This is a genomic window from Luteimonas sp. RIT-PG2_3 (assembly GCF_054902115.1).
Window position 1 is genome coordinate 1 of the sequence record NZ_JBUBPF010000022.1, and the last position, 20,880, is coordinate 20,880.

14 protein-coding genes are annotated in these 20,880 nt (G+C 67.7%); all 14 read left to right on the forward strand.

Annotated features, from left to right (window positions below; all coding sequences use genetic code 11):
* The first annotated feature begins 134 nt into the window (after positions 1-134).
* Positions 135-1,412, forward strand: coding sequence for an MFS transporter (locus ACYX7E_RS18730; protein WP_462082134.1), 1,278 nt, complete (start codon positions 135-137; stop codon positions 1,410-1,412).
* 260 nt (positions 1,413-1,672) lie between these two features.
* A complete protein-coding gene (locus ACYX7E_RS18735) occupies positions 1,673-3,286 on the forward strand; it encodes a GMC family oxidoreductase (RefSeq protein ID WP_462082135.1) in 1,614 nt (537 codons plus the stop codon).
* A 398-nt stretch (positions 3,287-3,684) separates the two neighbouring features.
* Positions 3,685-5,901, forward strand: a complete 2,217-nt coding sequence (locus ACYX7E_RS18740) for a TonB-dependent receptor (protein ID WP_462082136.1) — start codon at positions 3,685-3,687, stop codon at positions 5,899-5,901.
* Between the two features lie 8 nt (positions 5,902-5,909).
* Positions 5,910-8,120: a PQQ-dependent dehydrogenase, methanol/ethanol family gene (locus ACYX7E_RS18745; RefSeq protein WP_462082137.1), complete on the forward strand. Its 2,211-nt coding sequence runs from the start codon at positions 5,910-5,912 to the stop codon at positions 8,118-8,120.
* 146 nt (positions 8,121-8,266) lie between these two features.
* The gene (locus ACYX7E_RS18750) at positions 8,267-9,088 is read left to right on the forward strand and encodes a p-hydroxycinnamoyl CoA hydratase/lyase (RefSeq protein ID WP_462082138.1); all 822 of its coding nucleotides are present in this window, start codon (positions 8,267-8,269) and stop codon (positions 9,086-9,088) included.
* Between the two features lie 79 nt (positions 9,089-9,167).
* Complete coding sequence (locus ACYX7E_RS18755) at positions 9,168-11,264, forward strand: acetate--CoA ligase family protein (protein ID WP_462082139.1); 2,097 nt, start codon at positions 9,168-9,170, stop codon at positions 11,262-11,264.
* 92 nt (positions 11,265-11,356) lie between these two features.
* Positions 11,357-11,815 (forward strand): DUF3237 domain-containing protein, encoded by a 459-nt coding sequence (locus tag ACYX7E_RS18760; RefSeq protein ID WP_462082140.1) that lies wholly within the window; start codon positions 11,357-11,359, stop codon positions 11,813-11,815.
* The gene (locus ACYX7E_RS18765) at positions 11,815-13,485 is read left to right on the forward strand and encodes a GMC family oxidoreductase (RefSeq protein ID WP_462082141.1); all 1,671 of its coding nucleotides are present in this window, start codon (positions 11,815-11,817) and stop codon (positions 13,483-13,485) included. The genes ACYX7E_RS18760 and ACYX7E_RS18765 overlap by 1 nt, the downstream gene beginning before the upstream one ends.
* A complete protein-coding gene (locus ACYX7E_RS18770; RefSeq protein ID WP_462082142.1) occupies positions 13,482-14,534 on the forward strand; it encodes an amidohydrolase family protein in 1,053 nt (350 codons plus the stop codon). The genes ACYX7E_RS18765 and ACYX7E_RS18770 overlap by 4 nt, the downstream gene beginning before the upstream one ends.
* A 7-nt stretch (positions 14,535-14,541) precedes the next feature.
* Entirely contained in the window at positions 14,542-15,975 is a 1,434-nt protein-coding gene (locus ACYX7E_RS18775) for an NAD-dependent succinate-semialdehyde dehydrogenase (protein WP_462082143.1), read from the forward strand.
* 72 nt (positions 15,976-16,047) lie between these two features.
* Positions 16,048-17,502 carry an aldehyde dehydrogenase gene (locus tag ACYX7E_RS18780; RefSeq protein ID WP_462082144.1) on the forward strand — a complete coding sequence of 485 codons (1,455 nt, stop codon included), beginning with the start codon at positions 16,048-16,050 and terminating at the stop codon, positions 17,500-17,502.
* 18 nt (positions 17,503-17,520) lie between these two features.
* Positions 17,521-18,903: a spinster family MFS transporter gene (locus ACYX7E_RS18785; protein ID WP_462082145.1), complete on the forward strand. Its 1,383-nt coding sequence runs from the start codon at positions 17,521-17,523 to the stop codon at positions 18,901-18,903.
* Positions 18,900-20,285: a spinster family MFS transporter gene (locus ACYX7E_RS18790; RefSeq protein ID WP_462082146.1), complete on the forward strand. Its 1,386-nt coding sequence runs from the start codon at positions 18,900-18,902 to the stop codon at positions 20,283-20,285. The genes ACYX7E_RS18785 and ACYX7E_RS18790 overlap by 4 nt, the downstream gene beginning before the upstream one ends.
* Positions 20,286-20,469: 184 nt before the next feature.
* The gene (locus ACYX7E_RS18795) at positions 20,470-20,871 is read left to right on the forward strand and encodes a DUF3237 family protein (RefSeq protein WP_462082147.1); all 402 of its coding nucleotides are present in this window, start codon (positions 20,470-20,472) and stop codon (positions 20,869-20,871) included.
* The last annotated feature ends 9 nt before the right edge of the window (positions 20,872-20,880 follow it).

Genomic DNA, 20,880 nt, shown 5'->3' on the forward strand with positions numbered 1-20,880 from the left:
CGTGACATTATCAGGGAGCCTGATGTATACAGGTCGCCGCCGAGCGGGGCGGTCCCGCGCGGCCGGCAGCGGGAGCGGCAGACGTGGCGGCAGCGACAGGTACACCCCAGGCAGGCGGCATTGAACTGACCACCATGAGCCGGTTCCAGTGGATCGCGATCTCGGTCTGCGTGCTGCTGAACGTGCTCGACGGCTTCGACGTCATGGTCATGGCCTTCACCGCGTCGCATGTCGCCAACGAGTGGGGACTGTCGGGGGCCGAGATCGGGCTGACGCTCAGCGCCGGCTTGTTCGGCATGGCGGCCGGTTCGCTGTTCCTGGCGCCGCTGGCGGACCGCCACGGCCGTCGCGCGATCATCCTGCTGAGCATGGTCGTCATCACCGTTGGCATGTTCGCTTCGGCCTTCGCGCAGAGCGTGACCCAACTTGCGGCGCTGCGCGTGTTCACCGGGCTCGGCATCGGCGGCATGCTGGCCAGCGTCGGCGTCATCGCCGCCGAGTATTCGTCCGAACGCTACCGCAGCTTCTCGCTGGCGATGTATTCGATCGGCTATCCGATCGGCGCGACCATCGGTGGCGTGCTCGCGGTCTGGCTGATCGATGCCTGGGGCTGGCGTTCGGTCTTCATCGGCGGCGCGCTGGCCTCGCTGGCGGCGATCCCGGTGGTGCTGCGCTACCTGCCCGAATCGCTGGACTTCCTGGTGACGCGGCGACCGCGCGATGCGCTGCCGCGGCTCAACGCGCTGCTGTCGCGGATGCAGCTGCCGTGGCGCGAGGCCTTGCCGGAACCGGCGCAGGTCGTCGCCGGCGGACGCGGTGGCTATGCGCGGCTGTTCTCGCCGGCCCTGCTGCGCACCACGCTGCTGATCGCGCTGGCGTTCTTCATGCTGATGTTCGGCACCTACTTCGTGCTGAGCTGGACGCCGAAACTGCTGGTCGATGCCGGCATGTCGGCAGAGCAGGGCATCACCGGCGGCGTACTGCTGAACCTGGGCGGGATCGTCGGTGGCGGCCTGTTCGGCTGGCTGACCACGCGCCTGCGCTTGCGTCCGTTGATCGCGATGTTCCTGGTGGCGACCTCGGTCGCGCTGGCATTGTTCGGTTATGTCAGCGGCACGCTGGCGCTGGCCTTCGCGGTCGCGGTGATGATCGGCTTCGCGCTGTTCGGTTCGATGGCCGGCCTGTACGCGCTGGCGCCGACGGTCTACGACGCTTCGGTGCGCACGACCGGCCTGGGCTGGGCGATCGGCATCGGCCGCATCGGCGCGATCATCGCGCCGGCGATCGTCGGCGTGCTGATCGATGCCGGCTGGCACACCAGCCACCTGTACTACGTGTTCGCGCTGCCGCTGCTGGCGGCGGCGGGCGCGGTGCTGCTGATCCGGACAATCCCGGTGGCGCGCGCGGGCTGACGCGTCCAATGGCCTCGCGACGGCTCGCATGCCAGGCGCACAGTCGCCGCCGGGGCGATGTTGCAGTGCATGATTGATTATGTAAATAAGCCTTATATATTGCTGACGGCAGCCGGCGCCGACCCGGTCCCTGCACGTCAGGGTCCAGCTCATCCACGCGCCGGCGGCTCCCCTCCACATGCGGGCGTCGCGACGCCGCTCGCCGGCCGGCATGGCGGTGCAGCGCAAGCGGGCGACCGTGCCAACGGAAGCGCAAGTCCATGTCACAGAACCCCGCCACTGCCGACTACGTGGTCATCGGTGCAGGATCGGCCGGTGCGGTGATCGCCGCACGGCTGTCGGAAGACCCGACGCTGAAGGTCGTCGTCCTCGAAGCCGGCGGCATGGACAACCATCCGTTGCTGCGCATGCCGCTGGGGTTCCTGCGCGCGCTGCGCAATCCCGACCTGGTCTGGAACTACACCAGCGAACCCGAGCCGCATCTCAACGGCCGCCGGATCCCGCTGCCGCGCGGGCGCGTGCTGGGCGGCTCGTCGTCGATCAACGGCATGATGTACATGCGCGGGCATCCGCTGGACTACGACGAGTGGCGCGACCTGGGCTGCGAGGGCTGGGGCTTCGAGGACGTGCTGCCGTATTTCCGCAAGTCGGAAGGTTCGTGGCGCGAAGAAGACCGCTATCACTCCAAGCGCGGACCGATGAGCGTGGTGCCGGTCGAGACCGAGCGCCAGTTGCACCGGCCGCTGAAGGAGGCCGCGCAGGCGGCCGGGCACGGCTGCTCCGACGACATCGATGGCGACGTCAACGTCGGTTTTGCGCGTACCGATGTCAGCATCGACCGCCGTGGCCGTCGCGCCAGCACCGCGCGCGCGTTCCTGCGTCCGGCGATGGCGCGCCCCAACCTGACGGTACTGACGCGTGCGCAGACCATGCGCATCCTGGTCGAGAACGGCCGCGCGGTCGGCGTCGAGTACCGGCAGGACGGGCAGGTGCACGTGGTACGTGCCGAGCGCGAGGTGATCTGCTGCGGCGGCGCCTACAACTCGCCGCAGATGTTGATGCTGTCGGGCATCGGCCCGGCCGACCATCTGCGCGCCAAGGGCATCGCGCCGGTGGCGGACCTGCGCGGCGTCGGCCGCAACCTGCAGGAGCATCCGCGGATGATGCTGGGATACGAGGCGACGTCGCCGGTGACCCTGCTCAACGAGATGCGGCTGGACCGCGCGATCACGTCGGTGGCGCAGTGGTACTTCGCCGGCACCGGCCCGTTCGCCACGCAGATCAACAGCGGCAACCTGCTGCTGAAGACGCGGCCGGAACTGGAACGGCCGGACGTGCAGATCCTCGGCAATCCGATCCGCCTGGATGCCGAATTGTGGTTCCCGTTCTTCAAGCCGTCCAAGCCGCACAGCTTCTATGTGACGATCTGCCAGATGCGGCCCAAGAGCCGTGGCTGGCTGGAGCTGGACTCCAACGATCCGGCGGCGGCGCCACGGATCACCCTGAACCTGTTCTCCGAGCGCGAGGACTTCGAATGCATGCGCGCGGCGGTACGTGCGGCGCGCGAGGTGTACCGGAGCGAGCCGCAGGCGCGCCTGGTCGGGAGAGAAACGGTGCCCGGCGCCGATGTCCAGAGCGATGCCGAACTCGATGCCTCGATCCGGCAGTGGGCCGGGGTCACCCACCATCCGGTCGGCACCTGTCGCATGGGCGTCGGCGAGGAGGCCGTCGTCGATCCGCAGCTGCGGGTGCGCGGCGTCGCAGGATTGCGCGTCGCCGATGCCTCGATCATGCCGACCATCCCGGGCGCCAACACCAACGCGGCCTCGATCATGATCGGCGAGAAGGCCGCGGACCTGATCCGCGGCAGTTGAGCGGGCGTCGCCTGCGACCACGATCGCGCAGTGCGCCGCCGGTCAGGCCCCTGCCGGGGCGCTGCGTGTGCATTCAGCCCGGACGGGAAAGCGCGTCCGGCCGCCTGTCCGGCGGCTGGCAGGCAATGCCTGCGCAGCGCCGTGGCGGACGCGCACGAAGGGCCCGGATGGTCGACGCCCGACTATGTTGCGCTGCAGCTTGATCAAATAAGTGACAGGTATATAAAGGCCACTGATAAGCAATCCGGGTGGGCGCCGAAACAGGCACGATCCGGGTCTCCGTGACATCAGAAACGCATTGCCTCCGGGAGGGGTTCATGTCTGGTTTTCACCGTAGTGCCATCGGTAGCGGTCAGCGCCACCGTCTTTTGGTTTCCAAGCTCGGATGTGCCGTTGCGATGGCATTGTCCGCGTCGATGGCCTTCGCGCAGGACGCCACGCCGGCCGCTGCGCCCGCTGCTGCGCAGGACGCTTCGCGCTCGCAGCCGACGACGCTCGACGCCATCCAGGTGACCGCGCAATTCCGTTCGCAGAACATGCAGGAGACGCCGATCGCGATCTCCGCGCTGAGCGCCGAGATGATGGAGGCGCGCGGCCAGTTGAGCGTGCTCGACGTCGCGTCCGCCGCGCCCAACGTCAACATCAAGCCGGCGGTCGGCAACTTCGGCAGCGGCGCCGCCATTTCGATCCGCGGTGTCGGCCAGTACGACAGCAGCTTCGCGCTGGAGCCTGGTGTCGGCATCTACATCGATGACGTCTACCACCCGACGATCGCGGGTTCGGTGTTCGACCTTCTCGATCTCGAGCGCGTCGAAATCCTGCGCGGACCGCAGGGCACGCTGGCCGGCAAGAACTCGATCGGCGGCGCGATCAAACTGTATTCCCGCGTTCCCGACGACCAGCAGGGCGGCATGGTCGAAGCGACCGTCGGCTCGTTCGGCCGCATCGACCTGCGCAGCTCGGCGAATTTCGTGCTCAAGGAGAACGAACTGTTCATGCGCCTGTCCGGCGTGTCCAAGAAGCGCGAAGGCTTCGTGACCCGCTATGACTATGGCTGTCGGAATCCCGGCTCCGGCGTGCCGGCGGCCTCGGCGACCGGTGATTGCGTGATCGGCCATGAAGGCGGCGAGAACTACCAGGGCGTGCGCGCCGCGCTGCGCTGGGTCCCCAGCGACACTTTCGAAGCGAACTTCTCGCTGGATGCGTCCGACGTCGACAACGAAGCGCCGGGCACCGTGCTGCTGGCCGGTCCCGACAATCGTTTCCTCAACGTCGGTGACTTCGAGAACTACGCGACCTACCAGGGCAACGGCTGGTCGGCCAGCCCGACCAGCACGATGAAGTCGCGCGGTGCTTCCGCCAAGCTCGACTGGCGCCTCGGCGACGGCTACAGCCTGACCTCGATCACCTCGTACCGCGAGTACGAAGGTGATTGGGGCGTGGACATGGATCGCGGCCCGATCGCGTACTACACGCAGCAGTGGCGTGCCTGGAACCACACCTTCAGCCAGGAACTGCGCTTCAACGGCGCAGCGTTCGACGACCGCCTCGAGTACACGCTGGGCGGCTACTACTTCGACGCCACCTCGACGCTGGAGGGCGTCGCCGACATCCCGCGCCTGTTCGCCTACCACGAAGACCCGGCCGTCTCGAAGAGCAAGTCCGTGTTCGCGCATGCGATGTACAAGCTGTCGGACAAGTGGGAGCTCTCGGCGGGCGTGCGCTTCACCGACGAGTCGAAGGAATACACCTTCGTGCGCACCAATCCGGTGACCGGCCTGCCGGTCAACGCGATCAACGGCCAGGTCGGCTACTACGAAGGCGATCGCGTCGACTATCGCGTCGCCGCGTCCTACCACCTCAGCGACGAGGTCATGTTGTACGCCTCGTATGCGACCGGCTTCAAGGGTGGCGGCATCAACCCGCGTCCGTTCTCGCCGGGCCAGGTGCTGCCGTTCAATCCGGAAGTCCTGAAGGCCTACGAGTTCGGCGTCAAGGCCGACCTGTTCGATCGCAGCCTGCGACTCAATACCTCGGTGTTCCTCAATGACTACACCGACATCCTGATGACGATCACCAACGGTTACGCCGGCTTCCCGGTGTCAGCGATCCCGGTCAATGCCGGCGAAGCCGACGTCCGCGGCGCCGAGATCGAACTGACCGCGTATCCGATCGAAGGCCTGATGATCGATGCGTCGTACGGCTACCTCGACTTCGAGTACAAGGAACTGTCGGCGGCTGCGCTGGCATCGCGGATGACCTATTCGATGGTCGCGCCGTACATGTCCAAGAACAAGGCGTCGGTCGGCATCCAGTACGAGATCCCGTTCACCTCGGGCAGCCTGGTCCCGCGCGTGGACGCGAGCTACTACTCGGATTTCTTCACCAATGCCAGCAACTCCGAGCTGGGACGGGTCGAGGGTGCGACCGTCGCCAATGCACGCCTGACATGGCGTCCGGCGAACGCGGACTGGGAAGCGGCACTGGGCGTGACCAACCTGACCGACCGCTACTACTACAACAACAAGCTCGATGTGTTCAGCGCTTCGGGCGTGGCCAACGCCAATCCCGCGCGCCCGCGTGAGTGGTACGTGTCGTTCCGGCACAACTTCTGAGCCTGCGCATGCCGATCCGGCCCATGCTGTTGCGGCTCCTGCTCGTCGCCAGTGCGCTTGCCGCACTGGCGGCCTGCTCGGGTGAGGCCGTCTCGGCTGCTTCGAAGCAGGAGGCCTCCACGCAGGCCGGCCGTATCGACGCCGGCCGGCTCGCGGCGGCCGACCGCGAACCGCAGAACTGGTTCACGACCGGACGCGACGGCGGCGAGCAGCATTACTCGCCGCTGCAGCAGGTCGACGCCTCCAGCGTCGCCCGGCTGGGCTTCGCGTGGGAATACGATGCGACGCCACGTCGCGGCCGCGTTGCGCGCGGACAGCAGGCGACGCCGGTCGTCGTCGATGGCGTCATGTACACCTCGGCGCCGTGGGGCGAGGCCTATGCGCTGGATGCTGCAAGCGGACGCGAGCTGTGGCGCTATGTGCCCGAGCTCGATGGTGCCTGGGCACGCAAGGCCTGTTGCGATGTCGTCAATCGCGGCGTCGCGGTCTGGAACGGCAAGGTCTATGTGGGACAACTGGACGGCTGGCTGGTCGCGCTGGATGCGGCCACCGGCACGCCGCTGTGGAAGGTCGACACCCTGATCGATCGCAGCCGTGGCTATACGCTGACCGGCGCCCCGCGCGTGGCTGGCGACAAGATCGTCATCGGCAATGGCGGCGCCGAGTTCGGCGTGCGCGGCTACATCACCGCCTATGACCTGGAGACCGGCGCGCAGCGCTGGCGCTTCTTCACTGTTCCCGGAGATCCGGCCAAGGGCTACGAACATCCCGAACTCGCATCCGCCGCGTCCACCTGGGATGCGGACTCCGATTGGGATGCCGGCGGTGGCGGCACGGTCTGGGACAGCATGGTCTACGACGCCGAGCTCGACCTGCTGTACGTCGGCACCGGCAACGGCTCGCCGCATCCGGTCTGGCTGCGCAGCCCCGGCCGTCGCGACAACCTGTATGTATCGTCGATCCTGGCGATCTCGCCGGCCGATGGCCGCCTGGCCTGGCACTACCAGGTCACGCCCGGCGACAGCTGGGACTACACCGCGACGCAACCGATCGTGCTGGCGGACCTGCAGATCGAGGGCCGCACGCGCAAGGTGCTGATGCAGGCGCCGAAGAACGGCTTCTTCTACGTGATCGACCGCAGCAACGGCGCGCTGATCTCCGCCGAAAAATACGTCACCACCACCTGGGCGGACCGCGTCGACCTGGCGACCGGACGGCCGGTGCTCAATGCGCAGGCCGATTACAGCCGGGATGCGCGATTGATCTATCCATCGCCGCTGGGTGGGCACAACTGGATGCCGATGGCCTTCAGTCCGCAGACCGGCCTGGTCTACCTGCCGGTCATCGACATGGCCACCGCCTTCCAGATGACCCCGGGCTGGACGCGCAAGCACGACACCATGACCTGGGGCTCGAACTACCTGCCGCTGTTCCTGCAGTCGGCAAGCGAGCAGCAGCGCATGGGCGCGGGACAGCCGGCGCCGCGCTATGTCGAATACCTGCTGGCCTGGGATCCGGTCGCCCAGCGCGAAGTCTGGCGCGTGCCGCTGTCGGGCTCGTGGAATGGCGGCACGCTGGCCACGGCGGGCGGGCTGGTCGTGCAGGGCAGTTCCAGCGGACACCTGCGCGCGTACCGCGCCAGCGACGGCGCACTGCTGAAGGAGATCTTCCTCGGGACCGGCATCATGGCCGCGCCGATGAGCTATGCCATCGACGGCACCCAGTACATCGCGGTCGCGGCCGGGTACGGTGGACTGGTGCAGAGCGGATTCCATCCCGAGGCCGTCGCCAACACCCGCGTCAACAGTGGTCGCATGCTGGCGTTCCGTCTGGACGGCAGCGAAGCGCCCGTGGCCGCGCTGCGCGAGCCGCCGTTGCAGCATCCCTTGCCCGAGCAGCTGTTCGCCGAACTGCCGACGCGCGACGCCGGCCGCGTCGCCGAGGGCGCGGCGACCTATGCCGAGCATTGCATGCGCTGCCATCGCGGCGGCTTGAACGGCACCCTCTCGGGCTTCCCGGACCTGTTCAACATGCCCGAGCCGATCCACGGGCTGTTCTCGAAGATCGTACTGGACGGAATGATGTCGGCCGGCGGCATGGCCGCGTATTCGGACGTGCTGTCGCCGCGCGATGTCGAGAACGTGCACGCATGGATCGTCGAGACCGCACGCCTGCAGCGGGCGGGGCAGAAGGTCGACGGCGGTGGCCGCGTGCATTGAGGCGGCGGACGGGGCCCGCCGACGCATCGCGAGGCATTGCGGAATAAATTACGAAACAATTATATAAAGCATCTTTATATACTGGCAGAAATGTGGAACCATTCGATGCATTCGTCGAATGGACAACTAGGGAAGAGCACGCAGTCATGTCAAACGAAACCCCCGTCAAGATCCTGATCGAAGATGGCATCGCCTGGGTCACGCTGAACCGGCCCGAGAAGCGCAACGCCATCAATCCCGGCATCGTCTATGGCATGGTCGCCGCACTCGATGCGCTGGAGACCGACGAGGCCGTCAAGGTCGTGGTGCTGACCGGTGCCGGCGATTCGTTCTCGGCCGGCATGGACCTGCGCGAGTACTTCCGCGCCACCGACGGCGACCCGGCCGAGCGCGTGAAGCTGTTCCGCGCCAACGGCGACTGGCAGTGGCGCCGGCTGCGCCACTTCGCCAAGCCCACCATCGCGATGGTCAATGGCTGGTGCTTCGGTGGCGCGTTCACGCCGCTGATCTCCTGCGACCTGGCGATCGCCGCCGAGGACGCGACGTTCGGCCTGTCCGAGATCAACTGGGGCATCATCCCGGCCGGCGTGGTCAGCCGCGCGGTGGCCTCGGTCATCGGCGAGCGTGCGGCCATGTACTACATCATGACCGGCGAGAAGTTCGACGGCGTGCGCGCCACCCAGATCGGCCTGGTCAACGAGGCAGTGCCGCGCGATCGCCTGCGCGAGCGCACCATCGAGCTGGCCAGGGTGCTGATGGAAAAGAACCCGGTCGTGCTGCGCCAGGCCAAGGTCGCCCACCGCATTGCGTCCGAGATGACCTGGGAGCAGGCCGGCGACTACCTGATGGCCAAGAACGACCAGGCGATGCTGCATGATCCCGAGCGCGGTCGCGACAATGGGATGAAGCAATTCCTCGACGACAAGAGTTATCGTCCGGGGCTTGGCGCCTATCGCCGCGAAGGTTGATCCCAGCATCGTGCCTGCGTCATTCCCCACTTGATCCGTGAGTACCGTGTCCATCTCCCACGCTTCCATCCGGCGGCTGTTGTCGCCCACCTCCCTGGCCGTCGTCGGCGCATCCCCCGATGCCGGCACCGTCGGCAACCTGGTGCTGACCAACCTGCGCCGGTTCGGGTACGCGGGCACGCTGCATTTCGTCAGCCGCACCCGCGACGAGATCGACGGCCAGGCCTGCCATCGCCAGATCGATGACCTGCCCGAGGGCGTCGACGCCGCGATCCTGGCCGTGCCGCAGGCCGGCGTGCAGGATTCGGTGGAGGCCTGCATCCGTCGGGGACTCGGCGGCGCCGTGGTGTTCGCCTCCGGCTATGCCGAACTTGGCGAGCAGGGTGCGCAGGCGCAGGCGCGGCTGTCGCAGGCCGCGCGCGATGCCGACTTCGCGCTGCTCGGCCCCAACTGCATGGGCTTCCTGAATTTCGCCGACGGCATCCCGCTGACGTTCGAAGCGGTGCAGCCGTATGCGGCGGGGCCGGCGCGACGCGTGGGCATCATCACCCAGAGCGGTGCGATGGCCGGCAACCTGCGCCAGGCCCTGCTGGCCAAGGGCTTGAACGTGGTGTTCGCCGGCTCGACCGGCAACGAGGCCGCGCTGACCGCCGAGGACGTGCTGGGCTACCTGATCGACAGCGATGCGGTCGACGTCGTGGCGCTGTTCGTCGAGATGTTCCGCCAGCCGGCCAAGCTGCTGGAGATCGCGCGCAAGGCGCGGCTCGCCGGCAAGCCGCTGGTGCTGGTGCACCCCGGGCGCAGCCTCAAGGCCCGCGAGGCCGCGCAGTCGCATACCGGCGCACTGGCCGGCGATTTCGACGTCATGCGCACGCTGGTCGAGCGTGAGGCCGCGATCATCGCGCACTCGCTGGACGAGGCCTTCGACACTGTCGCGATCCTCGCGCGCTTCCCGCAGGCGGTCAGCGGCGGCATCGCGGTGTCGTCGAACTCCGGCGCGATCCGCGGCGTGTCGATCGATGTCTGCGAATCGCTGGCGCTGCCCACCGCCGAGCTGGCGCCGGACACGGTCGCCGCGCTGGCGGAGATCCTTCCCGATTACGCCACCGTCGACAATCCGCTGGACCTGACCACGCTGGGCATGCAGAAGCCGGCGATCTTCGGCACCACGTCGGCGGCGCTGCTGGCCGATCCCGGCGTCGGCAGCCTGGTGGTCGCGCTGATGGGCGGCTCGCCCAAGCAGCAGCTCGACAAGGGCCAGGCGCTGGTGCCGGTGCTGGAACAGGCGACCAAGCCGGTCGCGCTGGTGATCATGGGCGACGAATCGCCACTGGGCGACGAGTTCAGGACGCTGGTGCGCGACAGCGGCATTCCGTTCCTGCGCTCGCCCGATCGCGCCCTGCATGCGATGGCGCGCGTCCATCAGCGCGGGCAGTTGCTGGCCGACGCCGACGCACGCGCAACGCCGGCCGCGGTGCCTGCCGATCTTGCGATCGCGGCCGGGCCGATCGCCGAATACAAGGGCAAGAAGGTGCTGCAGTCGCTGGGCATCCGCGTACCCGATGGCGGCCTGGCCACCACGGCCGACGAAGCGGTAGCGATCGCCGCGCGCATCGGCTATCCGGTCGTCATCAAGGCGCAGGCCGATGCGCTGACCCACAAGAGCGATGTCGGTGGCGTCGCAGTCGGCCTCGCCGACGAGGCGGCGTTGCGCAAGGCCTGGACGACGATGTCCACGCGCGTCGCGCAGGCCTGCCCGGACATCGCGCTCGACGGCATCCTGGTCGAGACGATGGCCGCGCGCGGACTGGAACTGGTGGTCGGCGCGCGTCGCGATCCATCCTGGGGCGTGGTGCTGCTGGTCGGGCTGGGCGGCATCTGGATCGAAGTGCTGAAGGACGTGCGGCTGCTCGCCGCCGACCTGACCCCGGCGCAGATCGCGCGCGAACTGTCGCAGCTCAAGGGCGCGGCGATGCTGCAGGGCGTGCGCGGCGCGGCAGCGGTCGATGTCGACGCGGCGGTCGCGGTGGTCAGGCGGCTGGCCGACCTGATGCTGGCGCGCGAGGACATCGTCGAAGTCGACATCAATCCGCTGGTGGTCGGCGCGGTCGGGCAGGGCGCGCTCGCGCTCGACGCGGTCATCGTCGGCGCCGGCGCCACGGCGTCCGGTCACTGATCGAGCCGCAGGCACGGGCATCCACGCGACAGCACAACAGTAGAGCATCGGACGCCACGCGGCGCCGGTCTCACGAGGCAAGGGAGCAGGACATGGGCGCTGGGTTGGAACTGGAACACATCTTCGATATCCGCTGCGATTTCGACATGCGCCTGACCTATGGTCCGATGGTCGGCGACAGCCATGGCGGCTTCACCCGCGTCGGCAGTGGCACGATCACCGGTCCGCGCCTCAACGGGCGGCTGGTGCCGCAGGGCGGCGGCGACTGGGCGACGATCCGCGCCGATGGCGTCATCGACCTCAGTGCGCATTACCTGCTCGAAGCCGACGATGGCACCACCATCTACATCCACAATCGTGGCTATCTGATCCCTGGCAAGCGCAATGCGGAAACCGGGCGCACGGAACAGCCGTCCTACTTCCGATTCACGCCGGTGTTCAAGGTCCCGGTGGGCCCGCACGACTGGCTGGCGCGCACCGTGGTCGTCGGCACTGGCGTGCGTCACTGGGATCCCGACCACACCGTTTTCAGCTACTACGCGGTCAAGTGATGTCGGCCCCCGGCTACGATTACATCATCGTTGGCGCAGGCTCGGCGGGCTGCGTGCTCGCGAACCGTCTGAGCGCGTCCGGCGAGCATTCGGTGCTGCTGCTCGAAGCGGGCGGGGTGGACAACCTGCCGTTCATGTCGATGCCGCTGGCCTTCCTCAAGACCTGCACCGATCCACGCGTCGGCTGGGGCTACATGAGCGAGCCCGAGCCGCATGCCGACCATCGCAGGATCTGGACGCCGCGCGGCAAGGTGCTGGGAGGCTGTTCGTCGATCAACGGCATGCTGTACGCGCGCGGGCATGCGCTCGATTTCGACGAATGGGCCGCGCTCGGCAACGATGGCTGGAGCTATCGGGACGTGCTGCCGTATTTCCGCCGCGCGGAGAGCAACTGGCGCGGCGACAGCGCCTGGCATGGTGCGGAAGGCCCGATGCAGGTGGTGGCGCATGCGCCGGACGACATCATCTATCCGCGCCTGCGGGCCGCCGCGCAGGCCCTGGGCCACGGCAGCACCGACGATTACCACGGCGCCGTGCAGGAAGGTTTCTGCCTGCCGGAACTCAATGTCCAGGACGGCCGCCGGGGAAGCACCTCGACCTGCTATCTCGCTCCTGCCCGCGGACGTCCCGGGTTGACCATCGCCACCGGTGCGCATGCGCGGCGCGTGCTGGTCGAAGGCGGCATCGCAAGCGGCGTGGAGTACCTGCAGGATGGCCAGGTGCGCCGGGCCCATGCCGCGCAGGAAGTGATCGTCGCCAGTGGCGCGTTCAATTCGCCGCAACTGCTGATGCTGTCGGGCATCGGCGATGCCGCGCAGCTGCGTGCGCTCGGCATCGACGAGACGTGCCACTTGCCCGGCGTCGGTGCGAACCTGCAGGACCATGCCTCGGTCCGCGTCGAGTACGACCTTGCCGGCCCTTATGGTTTCGACCGCCACCTGCGCTTCGATCGCATCGCGCGCACGGTGCTGGAATGGAAGTTCCTGCGCCGTGGCCTGGGCGCCGACCTGCCGGTCAGCGGCATGATGTTGTTCCGCACCCGCGATGGCCTCGACCGCCCGGATGCGCAGACGCTGATCACGCCCACGCTGGCCGATGCGCGCGTGTGGTTCCCGGGCATCCGTTCCGGGCGCGGGCACATGCTGTCGACCGCGAACGTGCTGTTGCGTCCCGACAGCCGCGGTGCCCTGCGCCTGCGCTCCAGCAATCCGCACGACAAGCCGATGATCCACTTCAACCTGCTGGCCGAGGAAAGCGATCGCCTGTTCTTCCGCCGCCACGTGCGCATGGCGCGCGAGCTGATCGCCAACGCGGCGATGCAGCCGCTGGTCAAGGCCGAGAACCGCCCGGGCGCGCAGGCGCAGAGCGACGCCGAGATCGACGCCTTCGTGCGCTGGGCGGTGGGCACGGCATTCCACCCGGTCGGCACCTGTGCCATGGGCACCGGGGACGACGCGGTGGTGGACGCGCAACTGCGGGTGCGCGGCGTCGCGCGCCTGCGCGTGGTCGATGCCTCGGTGATGCCGAGGATCGTCGGCGGAAACACCAATGCGGCAACGATCATGATCGCGGAGAAGGCTTCGGACCTGATCCTCGGTCGCGCCGCACTCCCGCCTGCCGAGCTTCCCGCCGGCACTGGCTTCCATTCCATACAGCGAGCAGCCGCATGACCGCAGACCACAGCCCCATCGCCAACCCGCCGTACCGGCGCATCGCCGCCGAAGAGGCGTTCTGCCCGCCGGACATGCTCGACATCTACAAGAAGCTGCTGGTCGAGAAGAAGGTCGACGACCCGGGCTTCAACACGATGTTCGGCTTCTACCTGAGCAGCCCGAGCGAGCGCGCGCAGATCATCGCCAACCAGCTGGGCGACCTCGGCGAACAGCGCATCGCGCACATGGATGCCGCCGGCATCGACCATGCCGTGCTGGCGCTGACCTCGCCGGGCGTGCAGATCATGGAGAAGGCCGACGCGGTGGCCTACGCGATCTATGCCAACGACTGGCTGGTCGACAACATGAAGGCCAACCCGGACCGCTTCTCGGGCCTGGCGGCGGTGGCGCCGCAGGATCCCGCGGCCGCGGCCAAGGAGATCGAGCGCGCCAAGGCCCTGGGCCTGAAGGGCGTGATCATCAACTCGCATACGCACCACGAATACCTCGACGATCCCAAGTTCTGGCCGATCTTCGAGGCGGCCGAAAAGCTCGAGATGCCGATCTACCTGCATCCGTACACGCCGTCCAAGCAGATGCTGGCGCCGTTCCTGGAAAAGGGGCTCGATGGCGCCATCTTCGGCTTCTCGGTCGAGACCAGCCTGCATGCGCTGCGCATCATCATCGCCGGCGTGTTCGACCGGTTCCCGAAGCTGCAGTTGATCCTCGGCCACACCGGCGAGGCGCTGCCGTTCTGGCTCTACCGCCTCGACTACATGCACAAGGCCGGCGTGGTGTCCAAGCGCTACGACAGCATGAAGCCGCTGCAGCGCAAGGTCAGCGATTACCTGCGCGAGAATTTCCACTACACCAACAGCGGCGTGGCCTGGGAACCGTCGATCCGCTTCGTGCAGGACGTCATTGGCGTGGACCGGATGATGTACGCGATGGACTACCCCTACCAGTACGTGCCCGAGGAAGTCGGCGTGCTCGACCGCATGGGCATGTCCGACGAAGACAAGAAGAAATTCTTCCAGACCAACGCCGAGAAACTGTTCCGGCTGTGAGGCAGGCATGAGCGAATATCCCGAAATCAAGATGTACATCGATGGCGAGTGGATCGGTGCCGAAGGCCGGCAGACCGAGCCGGTCGTCAATCCGGCCACCGGCGAGGTGATCGGCCAGCTACCGCATGCCACCGCCGACGACCTCGACCGCGCGCTCGAATCGGCGCAGCGCGGCTTCGCCAAGTGGCGGGCCACGCCTCCGCAGGACCGTGCGAACGTGTTGCGCAAGGCGGCCGACTGGCTGCTGGCGCGTTCGGAAGCCGTTGCCCGCGTGGCCACGATCGAGGAGGGCAAGACCCTGCTCGAATCGCGGATCGAGGTGCACATGGCGGCCGACTGCCTGCAGTGGTACGCAGAGGAAGGCCGTCGCGCCTACGGCCGCGTGCTGGCGCGGCCGCCGGGCGTGCGCTCGATCGTGGTGCAGGAACCGGTGGGCCCGGTAGCGGCGTTCGCGCCGTGGAACTTCCCGCTCGGCAATCCCGCGCGCAAGCTCGGGGCACCGATCGGTGCCGGTTGCTCGGTGATCCTGAAGCCACCGGAAGAGGCGCCGGCCTCGGCGATGCTGGTGGCGCAGGCGCTGGTTGAATCGGGGCTGCCTGCCGGCGTGATGAACCTCGTCTACGGCGTGCCGGACACGGTGTCGCGACACCTGCTGGGCTCGCGGATCATCCGCAAGCTGTCGTTCACCGGGTCGACCGTGGTCGGCAAGCACCTGATGAAGCTGGCAGCGGACAACGGCCAGCGCACCACGATGGAACTCGGCGGCCATGCCCCGGTGCTGGTGTTCGACGACGCCGACATCGATCTTGCGATCAACCTGACCGCGACCAGCAAGTACCGCAACGCCGGACAGGTCTGCATTTCGCCCACGCGCTTCTACGTGCAGGAAGCGGTGTACGACCAGTTCGTCACGCGCTTTGCCGAACGCGCGGCGAACGTCAAGGTCGGCAACGGCCTGGACGCGGACGTGCAGATGGGGCCGATGGCCAATGCACGGCGCCCGGTGGCCGTAGCCGAACTGATCGAGGACGCCAGGCGCCACGGTGCGCGCGTGCTGGCCGGCGGCCATCCGATCGAAGGCGGCGCCGGCTGGTTCTGGCAGCCGACGGTCCTGGCCGATGTGCCGGTCGAGGCGAAGATCATGAACGAGGAGCCGTTCGGACCGGTCGCGCTGATGACGCCGTTCCGCGACATCGACGAAGCGATCACCCAGGCCAACCGGCTTCCGTTCGGACTGGCGGCCTATGCCTTCACCCGCTCGGCGCACACCGCGATGCGCGTGGGCGAGTCGGTGGAGTCGGGCATGGTCGGCATCAACAGCATCATGATCGGCGCCGCCGATGCGCCGTTCTGCGGCGTCAAGGACAGCGGGCACGGCGCGGAGAACGCGATCGAGGGCCTGCAGGCCTGCCTGGTGACCAAGCAGATCACCCAGGCATAGGCACGACGGCGGCACAACACGCGACAGGCAAGCCCCAACAGGCAAGACCCTCAACAAGGGCAGGAGGACACTGTGACGAGCGAGACGAAGTTGCTGATCGGCGGCGAATACATCCAGGCCGAGCATGGCGCGACCTATGAACGGCTGAACCCGCTCGATGGCAGCGTCGCCACGCGTGCGGCCGCCGCGACCGTGGCCGATGCGGTGCGTGCCGCGGATGCGGCGCAGGCCGCGTTCGCCGCCTGGTCGGAGACCGGTCCGAACGCGCGCCGCGCGCTGCTGCTGAAGGCCGCCGATGCGCTGCAGGCGCGTGCCGACGATTTCGTTGCCGCGATGAAGGTCGAAGTCGGCGCCACCGAAGGCTGGGCCCGCTTCAACGTGATGCTGGCCGCCAGCATGCTGCGCGAAGCCGCGGCGCTGACCACCCAGGTCTCGGGCGAGACGATTCCGTCCGACAAGCCCGGCTGCCTGTCGCTGTCGATCCGCCAGCCGGTCGGCGTCGTGCTCGGCATCGCGCCGTGGAATGCACCGGTGATCCTGGGCGTGCGTTCGATCGCGACGCCCTTGGCCTGCGGCAACACCGTGGTGTTCAAGGCCTCCGAGCTGTGCCCCAGAACCCATGCGCTGATCGGCGACGCGCTGCGCGATGCCGGCTTCCCCGCGGGTGTCGTCAATGTCGTCAGCAATGCACCCGACGATGCGCCGGCCGTGGTCAAGGCCCTGGTCGAGCACACCGCGGTCACGCGCGTGAACTTCACCGGCTCGACGCGCGTGGGCAAGGTCATCGCCGAACTCGGCGCGCGCACGCTGACCCCGGTCCTGCTGGAACTGGGCGGCAAGGCGCCGCTGCTGGTGCTCGACGACGCCGACCTCGACGAGGCCGTCAAGGCCGCCGCGTTCGGCGCGTTCATGAACCAGGGCCAGATCTGCATGTCGACCGAGCGCCTGGTCGTCGATGCCGCGGTTGCCGACGACTTCGTCGCGCGGCTGGCCAGCAAGGCCGCCACGCTGGTCGCGGGCGATCCGGGCGAGGGCAAGGCGCCGCTCGGCGCCGTGGTCAGCCAGTCCGGCGTCGATCACGTCAATGCGCTGATCGCCGATGCCGTCGGCAAGGGCGCACGCGTGGTCGCCGGTGGCGCCGCGCGCGGCCTGCTGATGGATGCGACCGTGCTCGATGGCGTGACTCCGGACATGCGCATCTACCGCGAGGAGTCCTTCGGGCCGGTGGTCGCGGTGATCCGCGCGCAGGGCGAGGACGATGCGCTGCGGATCGCCAACGACAGTGAGTACGGTCTGTCGGCGGCGGTGTTCAGCCGCGACATCGCGCGTGCGCTGCGCATCGTCAAGCGGATCCAGACCGGCATCTGCCACATCAATGGCCCGACCGTGCACGACGAGGCGCAGATGCCGTTCGGCGGTGTCAAGGCCAGTGGTTACGGCCGCTTCGGCGGCAAGTCCGGCATTGCCGAATTCACCGAGTTGCGTTGGATCACGATCGAGACGCAACCCGGCCATTTCCCGATCTGACGCAACGGCTGAAGGCAGATGCAGAACAAGACTCCGCTCGACGTGACGTCATCCGGCCGCCAGTGGGCCCTTTGGCTGCTGGTGCTGGTCTATGCCTCCAACTTCGCCGACCGCATTCTGGTCGCGACGGTCGGGCAGGCGATGAAGGTGGACCTCGGCCTGACCGACCTGCAGCTCGGTCTGTTGGGCGGCATGTCGTTCGCGCTGTTCTATTCGCTGATGGGCATTCCGCTGGCGCGACTGTCGGAGCGCTACAGCCGGGTCAGGATCATCGCCGCTTGCGCAGCGGTGTGGTCGGCGATGACCGCGCTGTGTGGCGTGGCGCAGAACTACACGCAACTGCTGCTGTTCCGCATCGGCGTGGGTATCGGCGAGGCCGGCAGCACGCCGGCCTCGCATTCTCTGATCGCCGACTACTTCACGCCCAACAAACGCGGCAAGGCCTTCGCGGTGTTCGGCCTGGGCGTGCCGCTGGGCGCTTTCGTCGGTGCGATCCTCGGTGGTTGGATCGTACAGAACATGGGCTGGCGCGCGGCTTTTTTCTGGATCGGTGCGCCCGGCATCGTGCTGGCGGCCCTGGTCTACTTCACCATGCGCGAGCCCGTGCGCGGCATGTCCGATCCGCAGGCGCGGAACGCCGACGAACCGGTGCCGTCGATGATGGAAGTACTGCGGTTGCTGCTGTCGAAGCCGACCTTCCTGCACATGACGTTCGGTTGCGCGCTGATCGGCTTCGCCAATTTCGGCATCAACATGTTCATGCCGATCTACTTCACGCGCGTGTTCGACATGAGCTACGCGCAGGCGGGTCTGGCCTTCGGCCTGATCACGGGCTGCGGCGCGATCATGGGCAAGATCGTCGGCGGCTATGTCTCCGACTGGGCGGGCGGCCGCGACCGCCGCTGGTACCTCTGGGTCGTCGCGCTGGGCGTCGGCATCACCGCGCCGTTCTACATGCTGGCGTTCCTGCAGCAGAGCTGGGCAGTGTCGGCGACGATGCTGTTGCTGTTCGGCGGACTGCTGTACCTGTGGTACGGCCCGACGTTCGCGATCGCCTACAGCCTGGTCGGGCCGCGCATGCGCGCCTCGGTGTCGGCGCTGGTGCTGCTGACGATCAGCCTGATCGGGCATGGCCTGGGGCCGGTGTTCATGGGCTGGGCCAGCGACAGGTTCGCGACGCGCGCGTTCGCCGCCGATGGCGATTTCGCGCTCGCATGTGGCAATCCCTCGCAGATGGCCGAGGGGCTGGTGGACGCATGCGCCCGGGCATCCGCACAGGGGATCCGCTACGCGGCGATCGCCTGCGCCTGCTTCTTCATCTGGGGCGCATGGCATTACTTCCTCGCAGCCAGAACGCTTGAACGCGATACGCAACAGGCCGGGATGGGCCCCTCACCATGAACGCGAAAACGCAGTCTGCCGCTTCCTCCACCCAGTTCACGTCCGGCTACCGGGCCTGGTTGATCATCCTGCTGATCCTGACCTACGCGTCCAACTTCATGGACCGGATCATCGTGGCCACCGTGGGCCAGGCGATGAAGGTCGACCTGCAGCTCAGCGATCTCCAGCTCGGCCTGCTCGGCGGCATGGCGTTCGCGTTCTTCTACGCGGTGCTGGGCATTCCGATGGCGCGGCTGTCCGAGCGCTACAGCCGGGTCAAGATCATCGCCGCCTGCGTGGCGATGTGGTCGTTGATGACCACCCTGTGCGGCATGGCGCAGAACTACGCGCAGTTGCTGCTGCTGCGCGTCGGCGTCGGCATCGGCGAGGCGGGCAGCACGCCGGCCTCGCACTCGCTGATCGCCGACCACTTCCCGCCCAAGCGTCGCGCCAGCGCCTTCGCGCTGTACGCGCTGGGCGTGCCGCTGGGTGCATTCTGCGGGGCCATCCTTGCCGGCTGGATCGTGCAGAACATGGGCTGGCGCTCGGCCTTCATCCTCCTGGGCCTGCCGGGCCTGCTGATCGCGCTGCTGACGGTGCTGACGCTGCGCGAACCGCAACGCGGACTGGCCGATGGCGTGGTGCCGACCGGCGAACCGGTGCCGTCGCTGAAGGAGGTGCTGCGGCTGCTGCTGCGCAAGCGCACCTTCATCCACCTGACGCTGGGCTGCGCGCTGATCGGCTTCGCCAACTTCGGCATCAACATGTTCATGCCGATCTACTTCAACCGCGTGTTCGACATGAGCTACGCGCAGGCGGGCCTGGCCTTCGGCCTGATCACCGGCGTCGGCGCGCTGTTCGGCACCAGCTTCGGCGGCTTCATGGCCGACTGGGCGGGCAAACGCGATTCGCGCTGGTACCTGTGGGTGGTCGCGCTCGGCGTCGCGCTGGCGACGCCGTTCTACCTGGCGGCGTTCCTGCAGACCAACTGGATCGTCGCGGTGGCGATGATGCTGGTCTTCGGCAGCGTGATGTACACCTGGTACGGCTCGACCTTCGCGGTGACCTACACCCTGGTCGGCCCGCGCATGCGCGCCTCGGCCTCGGCCATCGTGTTGCTGGTCAACACGCTGATCGGGCAGGGCCTCGGCCCGATCTTCATCGGCGGCGCTAGCGATGTCTTCACCCGCCGCGCCTATGCCGGCGGCGAATACGCCGCATCGTGCTCGGCCCAGGCCCTCGAAGGCGCGGCTGCCGGCACGGCGCAGGCCTGCACGCAGGCCGCGGCGACCGGCATCCGCTACGCCACCGTGCTGTGCGGCCTGGTCTTCCTGTGGGGCGCGCTGCATTACTTCCTCGCATCCCGCACCCTGCGCCAGGACCAGGAGCCGGTGACCCCATGACATCCGAACCCATGACGTCAGACTCCATGACGTCAGACCCCATGACATCAGGCAACCCATTACAGGCCGCAGTGCTATGACGACGCCCACGACCACGACCACCACCACGACCACGCCCACGCACACCCCGCCGCAACTCGAGTTCGCGTTCGCGGTCCGCATCCGCCTGCATCCGGCGACCTATCTGGGCAAGTCGCCGCTGGGCAACGAACGCGCCGCGGTCTATGTCCAGGAGGGCAGCTTCGAAGGTCCGGGCATTCGCGGCCGCGTGGTGCCCGACAGCGGCGGCGACTGGGCCACGGTTCGCCCCGATGGCGTGCTCGATTTCGATGCGCGCTACCTGCTGGAAACCGACGACGGCGTCACCATCTACCTGCAGAACCGCGGCTACCGCTGGGCGTCCGAAGAAGTGATGGCGCGCCAGCGCCGGCGCGAGCCGGTGGACCCGTCCGAGTACTACATGCGTGCCTCGCCGAAGTTCGAAGTCCAGGCCGGCCCCTACGACTGGCTGATGAAGTACGTGTTCGTCGGCGTCGCCGAGAAGATCCCGGAAGGCAACGTCATCAGCTACTACAAGGTGCTCTGACCCGCGCGC

Excerpts from the sequence above, each read along its gene's own strand:
- ACYX7E_RS18760 (WP_462082140.1), top strand. The coding sequence starts at position 11,357 with ATGGGCGCTGGGTTGGAACTGGAACACATCTTCGATATCCGCTGCGAT.
- ACYX7E_RS18790 (WP_462082146.1), top strand. The coding sequence starts at position 18,900 with ATGAACGCGAAAACGCAGTCTGCCGCTTCCTCCACCCAGTTCACGTCC.
- ACYX7E_RS18775 (WP_462082143.1), top strand. The coding sequence starts at position 14,542 with ATGAGCGAATATCCCGAAATCAAGATGTACATCGATGGCGAGTGGATC.
- ACYX7E_RS18765 (WP_462082141.1), top strand. The coding sequence starts at position 11,815 with ATGTCGGCCCCCGGCTACGATTACATCATCGTTGGCGCAGGCTCGGCG.
- ACYX7E_RS18745 (WP_462082137.1), top strand. The coding sequence starts at position 5,910 with ATGCCGATCCGGCCCATGCTGTTGCGGCTCCTGCTCGTCGCCAGTGCG.
- ACYX7E_RS18740 (WP_462082136.1), top strand. The coding sequence starts at position 3,685 with ATGGCATTGTCCGCGTCGATGGCCTTCGCGCAGGACGCCACGCCGGCC.
- ACYX7E_RS18750 (WP_462082138.1), top strand. The coding sequence starts at position 8,267 with ATGTCAAACGAAACCCCCGTCAAGATCCTGATCGAAGATGGCATCGCC.
- ACYX7E_RS18735 (WP_462082135.1), top strand. The coding sequence starts at position 1,673 with ATGTCACAGAACCCCGCCACTGCCGACTACGTGGTCATCGGTGCAGGA.
- ACYX7E_RS18730 (WP_462082134.1), top strand. The coding sequence starts at position 135 with ATGAGCCGGTTCCAGTGGATCGCGATCTCGGTCTGCGTGCTGCTGAAC.
- ACYX7E_RS18785 (WP_462082145.1), top strand. The coding sequence starts at position 17,521 with ATGCAGAACAAGACTCCGCTCGACGTGACGTCATCCGGCCGCCAGTGG.
- ACYX7E_RS18770 (WP_462082142.1), top strand. The coding sequence starts at position 13,482 with ATGACCGCAGACCACAGCCCCATCGCCAACCCGCCGTACCGGCGCATC.